Genomic DNA, 19,732 nt, shown 5'->3' with positions numbered 1-19,732 from the left:
AAGTCATCATACGATTTTATCTATTAGTTAACTAAGCTTTGGTACAAGTCAAGGTATGACTTGCAGGCTGTATCCCATGAGAAATCACACTCCATAGCTTGTTTTTGTAGATTTTTCCAAACATCAGGATGGTTTCGATACAAATCCAATGCTGTTTGGAAAGTCCAATTTAACCAATAAGGAGATAGATTGTCAAAGCTAAAACCAGTACCGCTTCCTTCGATTGGATTGAAAGAGCGAACGGTATCTCGCAAGCCTCCAACTTCATGGACCAACGGCAAGGTTCCGTAACGCATAGCCATCATTTGAGACAAGCCACACGGTTCAAAACGACTTGGCATTAGGAAGAGGTCACAAGCAGCGTAGATTTCTTGAGCTAGTTTGACATCAAAAGTGATATTTGCTGATAGCTTGTCTGGATAGATTTGAGCAAACCATGAGAAAGCTCCTTCAAAGGCTGGATCTCCAGTTCCCAAAAGAACAATCTGGACATCTTCTTGCAAGATATGGTGCAGACTTTCCACCACCACATCAAAACCTTTTTGACGTGTCAAACGAGAAACAATTCCCACCAGTGGAACGTCAGCTCTAACTGGCAAGCCAACTCTCTCTTGCAATTTTGCCTTGTTCTGAGCTTTACCAGACAAATCTTCCTGATTGAAATGATAGTCTAAAAGAGCATCCGTCTGAGGATTATAAAGATCAGCATCAATCCCGTTCACGATACCAGAGACCTTGCCAGATTCCATTCGAAGAATTTGATCCAAGTTACATCCGAACTGACTGGTCATAATTTCATGAGCATAACTAGGTGAAACGGTTGAAACACGGTCCGCATAGAGAATACCAGCCTTCATCCAGTTCAGACAGTTGTTCCAGCGAAGGGTGCCATCAGCGTAACGTTCAAAGCCAACTCCAAACAAATCCCATAACATTCCCTCTGAAAATTGTCCTTGGAATTCCAAATTATGAATGGTTAAAACAGTTTTAATTCCTTGATAAGCTTGAATCCAACGGTATTTTTCCTTTAACAAGAATGGTATCATGGCTGTATGGTAATCATGAACATGGAGAAGGTCGGGGATAAAGTCAATTCTTTCCATAGCCTCAATGGCAGCCAGTTGGAAAAAGGCAAAGCGTTCTCCGTCGTCAAAATCACCGTAAACATGGCCACGGAAGAAATAATATTGGTTGTCAATAAAGTAGAAGGTCACACCATTTAGCACTGTTTTCTTAATTCCACAGTACTGTCTGCGCCAACCAACATTCACCTCAAAATGAAGAACATCTTCAATCTGATTTCCAAACTTAGCTTCTACCATGTCATAGTAGGGTAAAATCACTGCCACTTCATGTCCCGCTTTTACTAGTGATTTGGGAAGAGCGCCAATGACGTCTCCCAAACCACCTGTTTTTGAAAAGGGGGCACCCTCTGCTGCTACAAATAAAATTTTCATGAATGAATATCCTCTGTTACTTTAGCACCTTTCTTAACGACAACTGGATGTTCTGCAGTGCCTCGAATCACAACACCATCCGCAACTTCAACACCCTTATCCAAGATAGCGTATTCTACCTGAGCTCCTTCTCCAATAACAACACGAGGGAAAAGTAAGCTATCTTTAACCAAGCTATCCTTATGTACATGAATATTACGTGATAGAACGGAATTAGCTACTTGACCTTCAATGATACTACCAGAGGCAAACTGAGAAGTACTTACCTTAGATGTGTTAGCATAGTAAGTTGGTTCTTCATTCTTAACCTTTGTATAAATTTTTTGGTTTGGAGTAAAGAGAGAGTAGAATTTTTGAGATTCAAGCATATCTTTATTAGCTTGGTAATAAGACTCTACAGAGTGAATATTTGCAAGGTAGCCTGTGTACTCGTAGGCAAAAGCCCCTTCTTTGGCAGCTAAATCCCGTAAAACATAGCGCAATTTCTCTGGATGTTCTTTCTTAGCTTCTTCTTCTAAGCGTTCAATCAACCAAGGTGTATCGACGACAAAGATATCCGTGGACATATTATAAACTTCATCTGTTGATTTACTATCAAATAGTTTATGAGAACGAACATGGTCTGTTTCATCCACTTCCAAGATTGCATTTACTTCTGAAATATCTTTCTTAGGAAGTTTCTTATAAACAACTGTAATAGGCCCCTTCGTTGTGTTATGAAGGTGGAACACTTGGTTCAAATCAATATTAATCAAAACATCACAGTTGAGTGATACTGTTTGGTTTGACCCAGAGCGTTTTAAATAGGTGAGCAGCTGTTGGTAATATTCTTTTCCTACTGTGCTACTCTCAACGCGTGTATTATAAATTCCTAGATAATAGTGACTAAGAAGAGTGGACAAGCCCCACTCACGCCCTGAACGGATATGGTCAAAAACAGAACTAATATTATCCTGCTGAAAAATACCAAAAACACTGCGAACACCAGCATTGGCAAGACTTGAGAGCGGGAAGTCAATCAAACGATATTTACCGCCAAATGGCAAACTAGCTACTGGACGGTGGTCTGTCAATGTTGACATATCATGAAAACCAACTGTGTTTCCTAAAATGGCAGAATATTTATCAATCTTCATCTGTTGCTACCCCCACTACTTCATTATATCCTACAACTTGTACTTCTTCTGTTCCATCAATTTCGACACCATCAGAAATAACTGCACCTTCACCAATAATGGCACGTTTGATTTTAGCTCCATGTCCAATGATGGCTCCACTCATGATAACTGAATCAACAACTTCTGCACCTTCACGAACTTGCGCACCTGTTGAAAGAATAGAGTGTTTAACAGTTCCATCTACAAAACAGCCATCAACAACCAAGGAATCTTCCACATGAGCATTTGCCCCAAGGAAGTTTGGTGGTGAAATTAAGTTTCTTGAGTAAATCTTCCATTGACGGTTACGGCTGTCCAAGGCATTCTCTGGAGAAATGTACTCCATGTTCGCTTCCCAAAGCGACTCAATCGTACCGACGTCTTTCCAGTAACCATTAAATTCGTAAGCATAGACACTTTCACCTGACTCAAGGTAATTTGGAATGACATTTTTACCAAAGTCTGACATATCGACATTACTCTTTTCAGCAGCAACAAGCATATTGCGGAGACGTTGCCAATCAAAAATGTAAATCCCCATAGAAGCCTTTGTAGATTTAGGTTGAGCTGGTTTTTCTTCAAATTCTACAATACGATTGTTAGCATCGGTATTCATGATACCAAAACGACTTGCTTCTTTAAGAGGAACATCAAGAACAGCTACTGTCAGGCTGGCATTATTATCCTTATGAGACTGGAGCATGGCATCATAATCCATCTTATAGATATGGTCACCCGAAAGAATCAAAACATACTCAGGATTGACACTATCGATGTAGTCGATATTTTGATAAATAGCGTGACTAGTTCCTTCAAACCAACGATTTCCTTCACTTGCAGAATAAGGTTGAAGGATAGAGACGCCAGAATTAATCCCATCTAGACCCCAACTTGAACCATTTCCGATATGGTTGTTGAGAGCAAGTGGTTGATACTGGGTGATGACTCCAACATTGTTGATGCCTGAGTTGGCACAGTTTGAGAGAGCAAAGTCAATGATACGGTAGCGCCCACCAAATTGCACAGCTGGTTTTGCGATGCTTTGAGTAAGTTTACCGAGACGAGTTCCTTGCCCACCAGCAAGAATCAAAGCTAACATTTCATTCTTCATTTTCTACTCCTTTTTAGTTTTTACTTGTGACAGTTTTATCAGATTTCAAGCGACGCTTGATTTTCCATACACTAGCTCCCATAGCAGGTAGGGTAAAGGTCAAGGTCTGCTCATAATCCTTCCATAGTCCTTCTTGCGTTTGAACAGTTTGATTGTGTTCTTTCCAGACACCTCCCCACTCTTCTAACTCAGTATTCCAGACTTCTTCATAAATCCCTGCAACAGGAAGTCCGATTGTAAAATCTTTTCGTTCAATAGGTGCCATATTAAAGACACAGACTAACATATCGCCCTTTTTACCCTTACGAATGAAGGACAGAACACTCTGGTCTCGATTATCCGCATCGATGATTTCTATACCATCATAGCTGGTATCAATTTCCCACAGACAGCGATGGTCTTTGTAAAACTGGTTTAGCTGAGAAGTGAAATACTTCATCTTAGCATTCATCGGATCTTCTAAGTTAGACCATTCCAACTGTTCTTCAGATTTCCATTCTAAGAATTGACCATATTCACTACCCATGAAGAGCAATTTTTTACCTGGGTGACAAATTTGGTAGGTGTAAAGATTACGCAAGCCTGCGAATTGATTGTAGCGATCTCCCCACATCTTGTGCATCATACTCTTCTTGCCATGAACCACTTCATCGTGCGAGAATGGTAGGAGATAATTCTCCTTGAAGACATACATAAAGCTGAAAGTCACTAGGTTAAAGTCGTATTTACGATAAATCGGATCTTCTTCGTAGAATCGGAGGATATCATTCATCCAACCCATATTCCATTTATAATCAAAGCCAAGACCATCTGAATCCTTGGTGTCAGTAATCTGAGTAGCTGATGAACTTTCCTCAGCTATCATCATAACGTCTGGATGAGCTTGTTTAATGACATCATTCAAGCGTTTTAGGAAATAATAACCCTCGTAGTTGAGATTGCCCCCATCTTTATTAGGTGTCCATGGGGCATCATCGTAGTCAAGATAGAGCATGTTGCTAACCGCATCCACGCGAATACCGTCCAAATGGTAAAAGTCAATCCAAAACTTAATACTAGAAATCAAGAAAGACTGGACTTCATTCTTTCCAAGGTCAAAATTGAGTGCTCCCCAACCGTAGTTATGAGCCTTATTATGGTCTTGGTATTCAAAAGTAGGCGTCCCATCATAATAGGCCAAGGCATCATCATTGATAGTAAAGTGACCAGGTACCCAGTCTACAATAACGCCTATATTGTTTAAGTGACATTCCTCAACAAAATCTTGAAACTCTTCAGGTCGACCATAGGCATGCTCTAGAGCAAAGTAACCCATAAGCTGATAACCCCAACTCAAACCGAGAGGGTGGGACATCAAAGGCATAAACTCAATATGAGTATAATTCATCTCAACCAAGTAAGGAATGAGTTCATCTTTCAATTGAGCAAAACTATAGGGACTGCCATCAGGATTTCTCTTCCAAGATCCAGCATGGACCTCATAAATATTGACAGGACGCTCTTCAAAGCTCAAGCGTTTTCTACGAGCTAACCAAAGTCCATCCTTCCATTTCTTTTCTGGAATCTCTGTTAAAATCGCTCCAGTACCAGGGCGAGCCTCATATCGAACGGCCATGGGATCAATCTTCATCAGCTGATGACCATTTGCACGTGTAATATTGTACTTATAAATTTGTCCTTCTTGAGCAAGACTGGTAAAGACTTCCCAAACTCCAAATTCATTCCGTTCCATCGGAATTTGATTTTCAACCCAATTAGTGAAATCTCCTACCAAATGAACAGCCTGAGCATTGGGTGCCCAAACTCGGAAAGTATAGCCAGACTCACCATCTTTTTCTTCCCTATGCGCTCCCAGATAATGCTGGAGGTGAAAATTTTCACCTGTCATAAAAGTTTCTAAAGCTTTTTTCTTATTCATACACCCTCCTATCCTTTGTAAGCGTTTTCTATAGATTTATTATACTACCTTTTTAGGGAAGATTCAAGTAAATTACTATATTTGCTAAAAATTCTTTTGAAAGTCTTCAACAAATTCACTGATGTGTTCACTTGTAAATCAAGAAATTTTCAGAAACGCTTTGAAAACGAATTGTTTTTTAACAATACTATCATAAAGTTCGTTATTTTGCTAACAAAAAAATAATTTTAAGTAAAAAAATAAATCAGGAGATGAATTTCCTGATTTTATTGTTTTTAAGAGATAAAGCACTGTAAATGAATTTAAATTGTAAAATTCTACAAAACTTTAAAGACGCTGGCGCTAACGCCACCAACCGTGTCTTTATCAGCTAAATGGCTGTTGGTCACCAGCAGTTCTAGATTTCCAGCATTTTCAAACTGGAAGTCTTGCCCTTTAGCATTAAAGACAACCAATAGGTGTTCTGCCCCATGAATTTCATAGACAATCCAACCACTGTGTTCATTTGCTGAATGAACAAAGACATGATGGTAAATTTCTTCATAAGTAGGGTAAGAAAAGGCGCTGGTTTCTGTCTTCAAACGAATCATCTGACGAATAAATTCGATGCTATCTTGACGCTCATTGATCAAGTCCCAGTTTACTTGGTTCACACTGTCTGGAGCATTATAGCTATTCATAGCACGCTCTCTATCATCATGAGTCAACTCACCATTCTCACCTGTAGCAACCAATTTGGTACGACCAAATTCTTGACCAATTTCCATAAAGGCCATCCCTTGCATGAGCAGATTCATGGCTGTGGCTGTCTCAACCTTACGCATGATTTGTTCTGAACTTTGGTCTGGATGAAGGGTTGCTAACAAATCGTGAAGATTGTAATTGTCATGGGCCTCTACATAGTTAAGAACTTGGTTTGGATGTGTATAGGTACCTAATTCACGACTTCCTAGAATTGCTTTGGCTAGAATTGGCTCTGTCGCAGCACCGCTGACAAAACCTGACTTGATAGCACCGTAGACTTCCCCACCTTTAACAGCATCGCGCTGATTGTCATTAAAGAAACCAATATTTGGCATCTGATAGGCATTGTCTTTCTTGGCCTTATCATAAGGCGCTAAGCCTGTTCCCATATCCCATCCTTCTCCATAAAGGATAATGTTAGGGTCAATTTCATCCAAACTCTGACGAATCATCTGCATGGTCTTGACATCATGAATCCCCATCAAATCAAAACGGAAGCCGTCAATATTGTATTCCTGCACCCAGTATAGGAGAGAATCAATCATGTACTTGCGGAACATTTCATGTTCGCTGGCTGTTTCATTTCCAACACCCGTTCCATTCTGGAAGGTACCGTCTGGATTCATACGATAATAGTAATCAGGGACAGTTGTTTGGAAAGGTGCATCAACAACTGAGAAGGTATGATTATAGACCACATCCATAATGACACCAATACCAGCATCGTGATAGGCTTGAACCATGGTCTTCAAATCGCGAATGACCTGAGCTGGATCATCTGGGTTGGTTGAAAGGCTCGTTTCTGGTGCGTTATAGTTTTGTGGGTCATAACCCCAGTTGTAGGTTACATTCCCATCCTCATCGTATTCTTTGTGACGGTCTGCAATTGGTTGCAATTGAACATAATTATATCCCAGCTTCTTGATGTAATCAAAAGCAGTTGACTGGTCATACTGGTTAACAGTTCCAGTCTGAGCAGCACCCAAGAACGTTCCTCGAAGATCTTCATCTACACCTGAGGTCGGTGATTTGGTCAAATCACGAATGTGCATTTCACAAATAACTGCCTTACATGGATTTGCCAAGCGCCAAGTAGCCTCTGAACCGTGCTTGACCTCGAAGTTTGCAACTTGCTTTTCTTCATGGCTCAGGATAGCTGATCGTTTGCCATCAGGACTGGTCGCGATAGTATAGGGATCGCGTGTCACTGTTTGGTGGTGAGGAAATTGGACTTGATACTGATAAGCCTTACCAGTCAAATCTTCCTCAACATCCAAACTCCAGACACCAATAGTATTGTCCTTATGGTTATAAGAGTAGCTATTGCCTCTCTCCATCTCAAAAGTCTTCCAAACAGGTGCATCATTAGTAGCTGATTCATAAACGAAAACCTGCACTTCTGTCGCTGTTGGAGCCCAAAGGGAAAAATGAGCCTGATTGTCCTCTACTTGGCAACCTAGTTCACCCTGATAACCCCAATGATGGTCAAAACTAGCGCTATTAATAGCTTTATCGAAAGCGAAAGGATTTTGATTTTTATAAGCAGGACTTGCAATAGCAGGATTTTCAGAATAATAAATCCTATCATCCCCTTCCAAAATCCAGACCTCTGTTAAGAGGGGATAGTGATTAAAACGGATAGCATATTCTTTACTGGTTTGACCTGTATGAACCACAAAATTCAAGCTTTCTAAGGCATGAGAACTTGGGTGTTCAAAACTAAATAAAGCGCCAAAATAATCTTCTTTGTAGGTCAGCAAATCAATTCGTTGATCCTGACTTTTTACAAAGGAGCAAGTGTCGTATTCTCCATTCTTGCGATGGTAATGAATGCGCATAGGGTAATTAAACATTTTTTATTTTTCCTTTTTTAATTTGTTTCTGTTTCACTAATAAATTCTTGACCAATTTTGTCACTACTAACAAACATAGTTATATTATCTAAACTCTTATTTTAAACGATTATTACAAGCTTTCTAGCCAAGCTTCATCTCGAACTTCGATACCAAGTTCTTGTGCTTTTTGCAGTTTACTTCCAGCATCTGCTCCTGCAACGACGAGGTCGGTCTTTTTAGAAACGCTGCCTGTTACCTTGGCACCTAGACTTTCGAGTTTGCTTTTAGCTTCTGAGCGCTTGAGTCGTTCCAATTTTCCTGTCAATACCACTGTCAAACCTGACAAGGCTGCATCTGCTACTACAGTCTGACCTTTATAGTCCAGGTTAACCCCAGCTTCTTTCAATTCTGTGAGGAGAATTTTAGAGCCCTCTGTCGCAAAGTAAGTCTGAAGACTCTTGGCAATCACACCACCCAGACTTTCAATACTAGCCACTTCCTCTGGATCTGCTTGGGCCAGATTTTCAATCGAGTGAAAATGTTGAAGTAACAACTGACTGGCCTTGCTTCCAACATGGCGAATTCCCAAACCAAACAATAGTTTCTCAGCTGAATTTTCCTTAGATGCTTGAATGGCTTGATACAGTTTAGCAGCAGACTTTTCCTTAACACCCTCTAAAAGGAGGAAATCGTCTTCTTTCAAGCGGTAAATATCCGCAACATCCTTGACTAAATTGGCAGCAAAAAGCTTTTCAACAATAGATGGACCAAGTCCTGTAATATTCATAGTATCTCGAGAAGCAAAGTGGATCAAACCTTCCATGATTTGGGCAGGGCAACGCGGATTGATACACCGGAGGGCCACTTCATCTTCGAAATGCAACAAGTCAGAGTCACAACTTGGGCAGTTTGTTGGAATATCTAGTTTCTCTTCAGAAAGCCGTTTGGACTCTACCACACGTAAAACGGCAGGGATGATGTCTCCAGCCTTATAGACGATAACTGTATCATCTTTGCGGATATCTTTTTCAGCAATATAATCCACATTGTGCAGGGTCGCACGGCTAACAGTTGTACCAGCAAGCTGAACAGGGGTTAAATTTGCAGTTGGAGTCACAACACCTGTACGGCCTACTGTCCAGTCAACCGACAGGAGTTGAGCTTCTTTTTCTTCAGCTGGAAATTTGTAGGCTACAGCCCACTTTGGAGCCTTGACGGTAAAACCGAGTTCTTCTTGGCTTGCTAAGTCATTGACCTTGATCACCACCCCATCGATATCATAAGGCAGATTGTCCCGTTCCTCTCCTACTTCTTGGATAAAATCCCAGATTTCATCTATGTTTTCAGTCAAGATTCGCTTAGGATTGACTACAAAACCTAGTTGTTCTAGGTGCTTCAAAACCTTTTCTTGGCTATCACGAGTTGAAGGGCTGGCTTCTTGATAGAGAAAGGTTGCAAGATTGCGCTTGGCAACTACTGCTGTATCCAACTGACGCAAGGTTCCTGCCGCCGCATTACGAGGATTGGCAAATTCAGACTCTCCATTTTCTTGGCGAGCTTGGTTAACCTGGTCAAAAGAAGCGCGTGGCATATAACATTCCCCACGAACTGTGATATCTAGCTCTTCTGGCAAGGTCAAAGGAATATCCTTAACACGCTTGAGGTTTTCCGTGATGTTCTCCCCAACAGAACCGTCTCCACGTGTTGCCCCAGCAACTAAAATCCCCTTTTCATAAGTCAGCGAGATAGACAAGCCATCGATTTTCAGCTCACAAATATAGGTAGGATGGGCTAGTTCCTTACGAACACGCGCATCAAAAGCTTCAAGCTCCTCACGTGAAAAAGCATCCTGCAAACTATAAAGAGGATACTGATGACTATATTTTTCAAAACCATCTAAAACCTTGCCACCAACACGATGGGTCGGACTGTCTGCTAATACTTGCTCTGGATAGGCAGCCTCCAACTCAACCAACTCACGGTAAAGGCGGTCATACTCACTGTCTGAAACTGACGGATTGTCGCTGGTATAGTACTCAGTCGCATAGCGATTAAGCAAGGCGACTAACTCATTCATTCTTTTATTCATAAGACCATTTTACCATAAACTAAGCCCTCCTCACAAACGAGAAGGGCGAAAAATCACTTAGTTTGAAATTATTTTTGAAACTCAAGCAGCCTTATATCAATTTTTCAAAATGAGTTCGAACATAGCCTAGAGCTAAGAAAGATAAGGCGACAACTCCAAGTCCAATAATCAAGAAAGAATAAAGATGGATACTTGGAAGCAAGGTCATTAAACCTGTTGCAACAGGCATAAATAGTATAGCTAAGGTATAAATCGAACTGAGAACTCTTCCCAGATATTCACCTTCAACCTTGGTTTGTACTTGAGTAAAAAAGTGAATATTGAACATCGTCATAAATAGTTCACAAATGAAATTTCCTGAAAAAGCAAGATAGGAGGGAAGGGTGAAACCCATTATCATCACTCCAAGTCCAGTCAGAGACAATAAAAACAGAAGCATTTCCATACTGGCTTTAATCTTACTAGCTAGCAGCGCCCCAACAATAGATCCGATAGCCCCCATTATCAAAATAGTGGCATAGGCACCTTGTACTCCATAGAGCTGATTTGAAAAGGGGAGGAGGTAATTAAAAGCTGCAAAGAAAAAATTGACACTTGAAGCCATGACTAACAAAAAGAAGATTTCCTTTTGCTTCACAATATAGTGAACTCCCTCCTTGATATCAGAAAAAATAACTTTGAATGTGAGTTTCTTCTCACCCGTAGTCTTCTCTTCTTTTTTGGGAAGCAAGACGACCAAGCCAAAAGCGAGAAAAAAACTAAGGGCATCCAATACCAAAGTAATGCGAAGACTTGCAAATTGTAAAACCAGAAAAGAGAGTACAGGGGAACTCACACTGACAACCTGCATCACCAATTCCAAACGAGAATTGTAGAGGACCAGTTCATCCTTCTCTACCAATTCTGTGATAATGGCCTTATTTGCTGGTCTAGAAAAGGCAAAAGCAATAGCCTGCACAATGTTAGCAAAAATCAAAGCCCCAATCATCCAGCTATCATTCCTTATGAAAGAAATAGCCAGACAAAGAATCCCACAAACAAGGTCTGTCGTCATTAAAATCCTACGACGAGAAAAACGGTCTGATATAACTCCACCAAAAGGATTGACTAGAATAGATGTGACGAGTTCTGAAATCTGATACATTCCCAAAACTGTCTGTCCGATAGTACCCATGGAAGCCAACCAAACACTATTTCCATAATCATAGAGCATATTCCCTATCCTGTTAATAGCTCCACGACCAATCAACTGTACTGCATAGCGATTCATATAAAAACTCCTCTCAAATTTTGAAACTATTGTATCAAAACCGAAAGGAGCTTTTTATTTTTTCCCTTATTTGGGAAAATTAATTTTTGACAAATTTCTCGTAGTGTTCCTGATAGTAGGCTACTTGCTCTGGAAGACCTAGTAGGTCAAAAATATGCATGGCTTCTTGCATCTGCTTACACCCTTCTTTACACTGTCCTTTTTGGTACAAGGAAAATCCTTTTAGATAATGGAAAATATTACGCTCATACAGTTTGATCCCTTTACCAATAATCTTCTCTGTATAAGTCTCAAAATAGCTTGCATTTTCAAAAGAAAGATGCTCTAAGCAATGCTGGTAACAATTGAGGGCCAAAATCAACACTAATCTCTTATGACGACCAATCTCTAGGTAAAATTCCTCCCTCTCCATAACTTCTCTACCAATCCGAGTGACATAGTCCACATCGTAGAAACTATAGAGGTTCCCGAAAAGAATCAACTCATACATGGTCCATTCTTCTGTTTTGAAGAGATAATCTGCTACCTTATCCAAATCATCCTGCTTCATATCATAAGTCGTATCTCTTTGACAAATCAGACCTTGCATCAAAATCCAGTTCAGCTCAAAATAAAGGGGATTCGTCGAACTCTTAGCCTTTTCAAGTTGTTCCCTTTGAAGCTTTTGAAAACCTGCAATATCATTTGAATAATAAAGGGGTACAATTTGTCCCATCATGGCAACATGTTCATGATTGTGAAAATTCCTTGCCTTATCCATGAAATTTTCGATTGTGACATGAATGTTATCCAAAAGCTCAAAGAAACGTGAGACTGCTAGGTCAGACTCCCCAAGCTCAAAGCGAGATAACTGAGAAGTTGAACAGGACTCGCCTGCAGCCTCCTTTAAAGAATAATTTCCACTTGTCCGAAATTCACGAAATACTTTTCCTAGATTTTCCATCTTTACACCTGCTCTGATAATTCTTCCCACTCAAGCATAGCTTCTTCCTGACGGTGGCTGATTTTGTCCAGCTCAGCCTGTAATTCCATCAGTTTTTCGGCATCGTTTGTTTCCAACATTTGTTCAGAAATGGTTTGGCTTTGACTTTCTAACTCTTCAATTTCAGCTTCTAGATTTTCGATTTGTCGCATGAGTTTGCGGACTTCTTTTTGACTTTCTTTCTGAGCTTGATAATCATTGACCGGACTTGCTTCCTTTGCTTGATTACTGGTTAAAGCTTCCTCTGTCAGACTGACTTCCATTTCAGCCTTTTTATCAACATAGTAGTCGTAGTCTCCAAGGTAGAGAGTCGAACCATTCTCAGACAATTCCAAAACATGAGTTGCCACACGATTGATAAAGTAACGGTCGTGACTGACGAATAGAAGAGTTCCATCAAAGTCAATCAAGGCATTTTCTAGCACTTCCTTGCTATCAATATCCAAGTGATTGGTTGGCTCATCCAGAATCAAGAAGTTGTTGTTTTCCATAGACAATTTGGCTAAAAGCAAACGAGCTTTCTCTCCACCTGACAACATGCCAACTGATTTTTTAACATCATCTCCTGAGAAAAGGAAGGCACCTAGACGGTTACGGATTTCAACTTCTGGTGTTAACTTAAAATCATTCCAGAGTTCATCCAGTACAGTATTACTTGGTGTCAACTTGCTTTGGGTTTGGTCATAGTAACCCACCTCAACATTGGCGCCAAAGCGTTTTTCTCCCTTAATAAAAGGAATCTGGTCCACAATAGACTTGATAAAGGTTGACTTGCCAATACCATTAGGACCAACGATGGCAACAGCATTCATCTTACGAAGGTCTAAGTTGATAGGCTCTGACAATATTTCCCCATCATAGCCAATAGCCCCATTTTCAACAGTCAGAACAACATTACCCGACGTTTTTTCAGACTGGAAGGTCATGTTGGCTGACTTCTTACCAGCTTCAGGCTTGTCCAAACGCTCCATTTTTTCCAGTTGTTTACGTCGAGATTGGGCACGTTTAGTCGTTGAGGCTCGGACTAAATTGCGATTGACAAAATCTTCCAGAGCAGCGATTTCCTTCTGTTGCTTTTCATAGTTTTTTGCCTCAGTAGCTAGCTTCTGCTCCTTCAACTCAACAAAACGAGAATAATTGCCCACATAACGATCCAAGGAATGCTTGGTCAAATCTAGCGTAATTGTCGCAACCTTATCCAAGAAATAACGGTCGTGGCTGACAATAATGAGGGCACCGCTATAGTTTACCAAGTAATTCTCTAGCCAGGCTATGGTTTCAATATCCAAGTGGTTGGTTGGCTCGTCCAAAACCAAGAGATTTGGTTTTTCAAGAAGCATTTTGGCAAGTGCCAGACGAGTATTTTGACCACCTGAAAGCTCGGCAATTTTCATCTGCCACATAGACTCATCGAACTTGAATCCATTCAAAATCGCTCGAATATCAGCTTCATAGGTAAAGCCACCTGCTTGGCGAAAATTCTCAGATAAGCGGTCGTAATCTGACATCAGCTTATTCAAGTCCTCACCAGACTTTTCACCCATCTCTAGTTCCATCTGGCGAAGTTGCTTCTCAGTTCGACGTAAGTCATCAAAGACATGAAGCATCTCATCGTAGATGGTATTTTCAGACTCAAAACGGCTATCTTGGGCTAAGTAAGACAGAGAAATATCTTTTTTCTTATTGATTTCTCCACTAGTTGGCTCCTCTTCTCCAACCAAAATCTTCAAAAGAGTAGACTTTCCTGCACCATTTTTCCCAACGAGGGCAATTCGGTCTCGTTCATCAACTTGCAGGTTGATATTATCAAAAAGAACCTCTCCTGCAAAAGAACGTTCAATTTTATTAGCTTGTAAAATAATCATACAAACAGTATAGCATGTTTCCCTAAGGCATTCAAGACTTGATAAACAGGCATATGTTACTACTTTTATGTAAGTTATGCTACCGTTTTACTAAAACGCTAAAAAGTGCTATAATGTGAACGGTTAAAACAATTTACAAAAAGGAGAATTTCAATGTCTTACCAAGAAAATTACCAGAAATGGGTTGATTTTGCGGAGCTTCCTGACTACCTTCGTCAAGATTTGGAAAATATGGATGAAAAAACAAAGGAAGATGCCTTCTATACAAATCTTGAATTTGGTACTGCAGGCATGCGTGGCTTGATTGGTGCTGGGACAAACCGCATCAACATCTACGTTGTTCGCCAAGCTACTGAAGGATTGGCTCGTTTGATCGAGTCAAAAGGTGGAAACGAAAAAGAACTCGGTGTAGCAATTGCCTACGATAGCCGTCACTTCTCACCTGAGTTTGCCTTTGAATCTGCGGCAGTTCTTGCTAAACACGGCATCAAATCTTACGTATTTGAAAGCCTCCGTCCAACTCCAGAACTATCATTTGCCGTTCGTCATCTCAACTGTTTCGCAGGTATCATGGTTACAGCTAGCCATAACCCTGCTCCATTTAACGGTTACAAGGTTTACGGTGAAGACGGTGGACAAATGCCTCCACACGACGCGGACGCTTTGACTACTTATATCCGTGCAATCGAAAATCCATTTGCAGTTGAAGTTGCTGATGTGGAAGCTGAAAAAGCTTCTGGCTTAATTGAAGTTATCGGCGAGGCTGTTGACGTAGAATACCTTAAAGAGGTTAAGGACGTAAACATCAACCCAGCCTTGATTGAAGAATTTGGTAAAGACATGAAAATTGTCTACACACCACTTCATGGTACTGGTGAAATGTTGGCTCGTCGTGCTCTTGCCCAAGCAGGATTTGACTCTGTTCAAGTCGTTGAAGCGCAAGCAACTGCTGACCCAGATTTCTCAACTGTAAAATCTCCAAACCCAGAAAGCCAAGCAGCCTTTGCACTTGCTGAAGAACTTGGTCGTCAAGTTGGTGCAGATGTTCTTGTGGCAACTGACCCTGACGCTGACCGTGTTGGTGTTGAAGTTCTTCAAAAAGATGGTAGCTACCTCAACCTTTCAGGTAACCAAATCGGTGCTATCATGGCTAAATACATCTTGGAAGCCCACAAAAATGCTGGAACTCTTCCTGAAAATGCAGCCCTATGTAAATCTATCGTATCAACTGACTTGGTAACGAAGATTGCTGAAAGCTACGGCGCAACTATGTTCAACGTTTTGACAGGTTTCAAATTCATCGCTGAAAAAATCCAAGAATTCGAAGAAAAACACAATCACACTTACATGATGGGATTTGAAGAAAGCTTCGGTTACTTGATTAAACCATTCGTACGTGATAAAGATGCTATCCAAGCCGTTCTTGTCGTTGCTGAACTTGCTGCCTACTACCGTTCACGTGGTTTGACACTTGCTGACGGTATCGAAGAAATCTACAAAGAGTACGGCTACTATGCAGAAAAAACAATCTCTGTTACCCTTTCAGGTGTCGATGGTGCTGAACAAATCAAAGCGATTATGGCTAAATTCCGTAACAATGCTCCAAAAGAATGGAACGCAACAGCTATCACTGTCGTAGAAGACTTCAAGGCACAAACTGCTACTGCTGCTGACGGTACTGTTACAAACTTGACAACTCCTCCAAGTGATGTGTTGAAATACACACTTGCTGACGGTTCATGGATTGCTGTTCGCCCTTCAGGTACAGAACCAAAAATCAAGTTCTACATTGCAGTTGTAGGGGAAACAAACGAAGAATCACAAGCTAAGATTACCAACATCGAAGCAGAAATCAATGCTTTTGTAAAATAAAATCCTATAAAAGATGAGACCAAACAATCTCATCTTTTTTTCGTATCAAATCTAAGCAATTTTAGAAACTTTATGGCATACTAGACTTATCAATGAAAGCGAGGTAATCTCATGGAACAATTTTTAGATAATATCAAAGACCTTGAAGTCACTACAGTTGCGCGTGCGCAAGAAGCTCTTGATAAGAAGGAAACTGCAACCTTCTTTATCGGTCGTAAAACTTGCCCTTACTGCCGTAAATTTGCAGGTACTTTAGCAGGTGTCGTAGCTGAAACCAAAGCTCATATCTACTTCATCAACAGTGAAGAACCAAGCCAACTCAATGAGTTGCAAGCATTCCGCTCACGCTACAGAATCCCAACTGTACCAGGCTTCGTTCACATTGCTGATGGACAAATCAATGTCCGTTGCGATTCTTCAATGTCAGCACGAGAAATCAAAGAATTTGCAGGATTGTAAAAGATATATAAAAAAGAAGGCCCTCGCCTTCTTTTTTATATATCTGTCAATGGTGTTGCGGTATCTGGTGAGGTATCATAAACCTTAAAGTCTACTCCGACTCCCAGATCAGCTTGTGCTAGCTGGTTGACCATGGTCATGTGAGCTAGCTCCTTGATATTATTCTCCTTAGATAAATGCCCAAGGTAAATCTTCTTAGTACGATTTCCTAGCGTTCGAATCATCGCTTCAGCACCATCTTCGTTAGAAAGGTGACCGAGATCCGATAGGATTCGTTGTTTGAGTCGCCAAGCATAAGAACCTGCTCGCAAAATCTCTACATCGTGGTTGGACTCGATAAGATAGCCATCCGCATTTTCGACAATCCCTGCCATACGGTCACTAACATAACCTGTATCGGTCAAAAGGACAAAACTCTTATCATCCTTCATAAAGCGATAGAACTGCGGTGCGACTGCATCATGACTCACACCAAAACTCTCGATATCAATATCTCCAAAAGTTTTGGTTTTGCCCATTTCAAAGATATGCTTTTGCGAAGAATCCACCTTGCCGAGATACTTGCTATTTTCCATAGCCTGCCAAGTCTTTTCATTGGCATACAAATCCATACCATACTTGCGAGCTAAAACACCCACACCATGGATATGGTCAGAATGCTCATGGGTAATCAGGATGGCATCCAAATCTTCTGGCTTGCGATTAATTTCAGCAAGTAGGCTGGTTATTTTTTTACCCGACAAGCCTGCATCTACTAAAAGCTTCTTTTTTGGGGTTTCCAGATAAAAGGAATTTCCACTGGAACCCGACGCTAAAATACTGTATTTAAAGCCTGTTTCACTCATTCTAGTCTTCTACTTCGTCCTCCCATACTTCTTCTTTCACTGCATCCTTATCATAAGGGAGCACAATGGTAAAGGTCGATCCCTTACCGTATTCACTCTTAGCCCAAATAAAGCCCTTATGTTGTTTGATAATTTCTTTGGCAATAGCTAGTCCTAAACCAGTACCACCTTGGGCACGACTTCTAGCACGATCCACACGATAAAAACGGTCAAAGATACGTGGCAAATCTTGTTTAGGAATACCTAAGCCTTGGTCAGAGATGGATAAAATCATCTGATCATCAGTTGTCTTCATGGTCACTGTGATTTTCCCACCGTCTGGAGAATATTTGATGGCATTGTTGAGAATATTATCAATCACCTGTGTCATCTTATCTGTATCTATCTCTATCCAGACTGAGGTAATTGGGTAATCTCTCACCAGTTCGTATTTCTTCTCTTCATCCTGCCCTCTTATCTGATCAAAACGGTTGAGAATAAAGGTTATAAAGGCAGTAAAATTAATCAATTCCACATCCAGATGACTGGTTGCATTATCAATCCGTGAAAGATGAAGAAGGTCTGTTACCATCCGCATCATACGGTTGGTTTCGTCTAGAGACACCTTGATAAAGTCTGGTGCAACAGGTTCTGACAAGGCTCCCTCATCCAAGGCTTCAAGATAGGATTTTACGCTAGTTAGAGGCGTCCGTAGCTCATGACTAACGTTGGAAACAAAGAGTCTCCGTTCGCGTTCCTCCTTCTCCTGTTCCGTCGTATCGTGTAAAACAGCAACCAGACCAGAAATAAAGCCAGACTCACGACGCACCAAGGCAAAGCGTACACGAAGGCTCAGATATTCACCATTGGCATCCTGAGAATCAATCATAAGCTCAGGAACTTGGGTAATCAAATCACGAAGTTCATATTCATCTTCAATCTTAAGCAATTCTAGAATACTTTTATTGAGAACCTCTTCTTTCTGAACGTCTAGCTGTTTCTTAGCCATGTCATTAATCATGGTAATCTTGCCACGACGATTGGTCGCAAGGACTCCGTCTGTCATATATGAGAGGATACTATTCAATCGTTTACTCTCTTGTTCTAGATTTTCTTGGGTTAAACGAATTACTTCTGATAAATCATTGAGATTATTGGTAATATTAGTGATTTCAGAGCTACCCTGCATATCCAATACCTGAGAATAATCTCCTGCAATCAGGTCTTTTACCTTTTGATTGATTTGCTTTAATCGAATATTATCTCGCCGATTTTCTAGTAAGAGCAAGGTCACCACTAAAATAAAGCCAAGTAAAATGAGGATAAAGATAAAATCACTGGTTAAAACTGTGTCTTTAATTAGTTTAATCATTATTTCTCATATAATAACCAACACCGCGACGTGTTAGGATATACTCTGGACGACTCGGTGTGTCTTCAATCTTCTCGCGCAAACGTCTGATAGTTACGTCGACTGTTCGAACGTCTCCGAAATAATCATAACCCCAGACCGTTTCAAGCAAGTGTTCACGCGTAATTACTTGACCGATATGAGACGACAAGTGGTACAAGAGTTCAAATTCACGGTGGGTTAAGTCTAGTTCTTCACCGTATTTTTTAGCTACATAAGCATCTGGCACAATCTCCAAGTCCCCAATTTGCAAAGGCTGAGTTTTCTTTTCATCAGATTCTTGGTTATCTACAGAAACCAATTCCGTACGACGAAGAAGAGCTTTGACACGTGCCTGCAACTCACGATTTGAGAAGGGTTTTGTCACATAGTCATCCGCACCAAGCTCCAAACCGATAACCTTATCAAATTCGCTGTCTTTAGCTGAAAGCATGATAATAGGCACACTACTAGTCTTGCGAATAGTCTTAGCAACTTCTAAGCCATCGATTTCTGGAAGCATCAAATCTAGAATAATAATATCTGGCTGCTCTGCTTCAAATTGCTCTAGCGCTTCACGACCGTTAAAAGCAGTTACAACCTCGTAACCCTCCTTGGTCATATTAAACTTGATAATATCCGAGATTGGTTTTTCATCATCTACAATTAATATTTTTTTCATTTGTTCACCTTTTTCTCTACTATTATACCAAAAAAATAACAAGAAGACATAATAGCTAGTCTTGGCTACTGTCTAAT

Annotated in this window: 14 protein-coding genes; 2 read left to right on the top strand and 12 right to left on the bottom strand. The window is 40.6% G+C overall.

What is annotated here, in order from left to right:
• Positions 1 to 23: 23 nt before the first annotated feature.
• The 9 genes from glgA to abc-f all read right to left on the bottom strand — a co-directional run bounded on the left by glgA (position 24) and on the right by abc-f (position 14,428).
• The gene (gene glgA, locus CJ239_RS11035; RefSeq protein ID WP_102211597.1) at positions 24 to 1,457 is read right to left on the bottom strand and encodes a glycogen synthase GlgA; all 1,434 of its coding nucleotides are present in this window, start codon (positions 1,455 to 1,457) and stop codon (positions 24 to 26) included.
• A complete protein-coding gene (gene glgD, locus CJ239_RS11030; RefSeq protein ID WP_102211596.1) occupies positions 1,454 to 2,593 on the bottom strand; it encodes a glucose-1-phosphate adenylyltransferase subunit GlgD in 1,140 nt (379 codons plus the stop codon). The genes glgA and glgD overlap by 4 nt, the downstream gene beginning before the upstream one ends.
• The gene (locus CJ239_RS11025) at positions 2,583 to 3,725 is read right to left on the bottom strand and encodes a glucose-1-phosphate adenylyltransferase (protein WP_000787283.1); all 1,143 of its coding nucleotides are present in this window, start codon (positions 3,723 to 3,725) and stop codon (positions 2,583 to 2,585) included. The genes glgD and CJ239_RS11025 overlap by 11 nt, the downstream gene beginning before the upstream one ends.
• Positions 3,726 to 3,738: 13 nt before the next feature.
• On the bottom strand, positions 3,739 to 5,643 hold the full coding sequence (gene glgB, locus CJ239_RS11020; RefSeq protein WP_102211595.1) for a 1,4-alpha-glucan branching protein GlgB: 1,905 nt from the start codon (positions 5,641 to 5,643) through the stop codon (positions 3,739 to 3,741).
• A 317-nt stretch (positions 5,644 to 5,960) separates the two neighbouring features.
• Positions 5,961 to 8,240 (bottom strand): type I pullulanase, encoded by a 2,280-nt coding sequence (gene pulA / locus CJ239_RS11015; protein ID WP_102211594.1) that lies wholly within the window; start codon positions 8,238 to 8,240, stop codon positions 5,961 to 5,963.
• 112 nt (positions 8,241 to 8,352) lie between these two features.
• Complete coding sequence (gene ligA, locus CJ239_RS11010) at positions 8,353 to 10,311, bottom strand: NAD-dependent DNA ligase LigA (protein WP_102211593.1); 1,959 nt, start codon at positions 10,309 to 10,311, stop codon at positions 8,353 to 8,355.
• A 91-nt stretch (positions 10,312 to 10,402) separates the two neighbouring features.
• Positions 10,403 to 11,581 carry an MFS transporter gene (locus CJ239_RS11005; RefSeq protein ID WP_102211592.1) on the bottom strand — a complete coding sequence of 393 codons (1,179 nt, stop codon included), beginning with the start codon at positions 11,579 to 11,581 and terminating at the stop codon, positions 10,403 to 10,405.
• 79 nt (positions 11,582 to 11,660) lie between these two features.
• Positions 11,661 to 12,524 carry an XRE/MutR family transcriptional regulator gene (locus CJ239_RS11000; protein WP_102211591.1) on the bottom strand — a complete coding sequence of 288 codons (864 nt, stop codon included), beginning with the start codon at positions 12,522 to 12,524 and terminating at the stop codon, positions 11,661 to 11,663.
• Positions 12,525 to 12,526: 2 nt separating this feature from the next.
• Positions 12,527 to 14,428, bottom strand: a complete 1,902-nt coding sequence (abc-f, locus tag CJ239_RS10995) for a ribosomal protection-like ABC-F family protein (protein WP_102211590.1) — start codon at positions 14,426 to 14,428, stop codon at positions 12,527 to 12,529.
• Positions 14,429 to 14,581: 153 nt separating this feature from the next.
• Between abc-f and CJ239_RS10990 the strand changes: the two genes are divergently transcribed.
• Both CJ239_RS10990 and CJ239_RS10985 read left to right on the top strand, forming a co-directional pair.
• Complete coding sequence (locus tag CJ239_RS10990) at positions 14,582 to 16,300, top strand: phospho-sugar mutase (RefSeq protein WP_102211589.1); 1,719 nt, start codon at positions 14,582 to 14,584, stop codon at positions 16,298 to 16,300.
• 111 nt (positions 16,301 to 16,411) lie between these two features.
• Entirely contained in the window at positions 16,412 to 16,759 is a 348-nt protein-coding gene (locus CJ239_RS10985; protein WP_102211588.1) for a PedC/BrcD family bacteriocin maturation disulfide isomerase, read from the top strand.
• A gap of 35 nt (positions 16,760 to 16,794) precedes the next feature.
• On the opposite strand, the gene CJ239_RS10980 is transcribed toward CJ239_RS10985, so the two are convergent.
• The 3 genes from CJ239_RS10980 to yycF are packed head-to-tail and all read right to left on the bottom strand — an operon-like array spanning position 16,795 to position 19,655.
• Complete coding sequence (locus tag CJ239_RS10980; RefSeq protein WP_000004961.1) at positions 16,795 to 17,604, bottom strand: MBL fold metallo-hydrolase; 810 nt, start codon at positions 17,602 to 17,604, stop codon at positions 16,795 to 16,797.
• 1 nt (position 17,605) lies between these two features.
• On the bottom strand, positions 17,606 to 18,955 hold the full coding sequence (vicK, locus tag CJ239_RS10975; protein WP_102211587.1) for a cell wall metabolism sensor histidine kinase VicK: 1,350 nt from the start codon (positions 18,953 to 18,955) through the stop codon (positions 17,606 to 17,608).
• On the bottom strand, positions 18,948 to 19,655 hold the full coding sequence (gene yycF, locus CJ239_RS10970) for a response regulator YycF (protein ID WP_102211586.1): 708 nt from the start codon (positions 19,653 to 19,655) through the stop codon (positions 18,948 to 18,950). The genes vicK and yycF overlap by 8 nt, the downstream gene beginning before the upstream one ends.
• Positions 19,656 to 19,732 lie beyond the last annotated feature (77 nt).

This window comes from Streptococcus sp. UMB0029, assembly GCF_002871495.1.
In the GTDB taxonomy this organism is placed as follows: Bacteria; Bacillota; Bacilli; order Lactobacillales; family Streptococcaceae; genus Streptococcus.
This window is presented reverse-complemented; position numbering and strand designations above follow the sequence as displayed.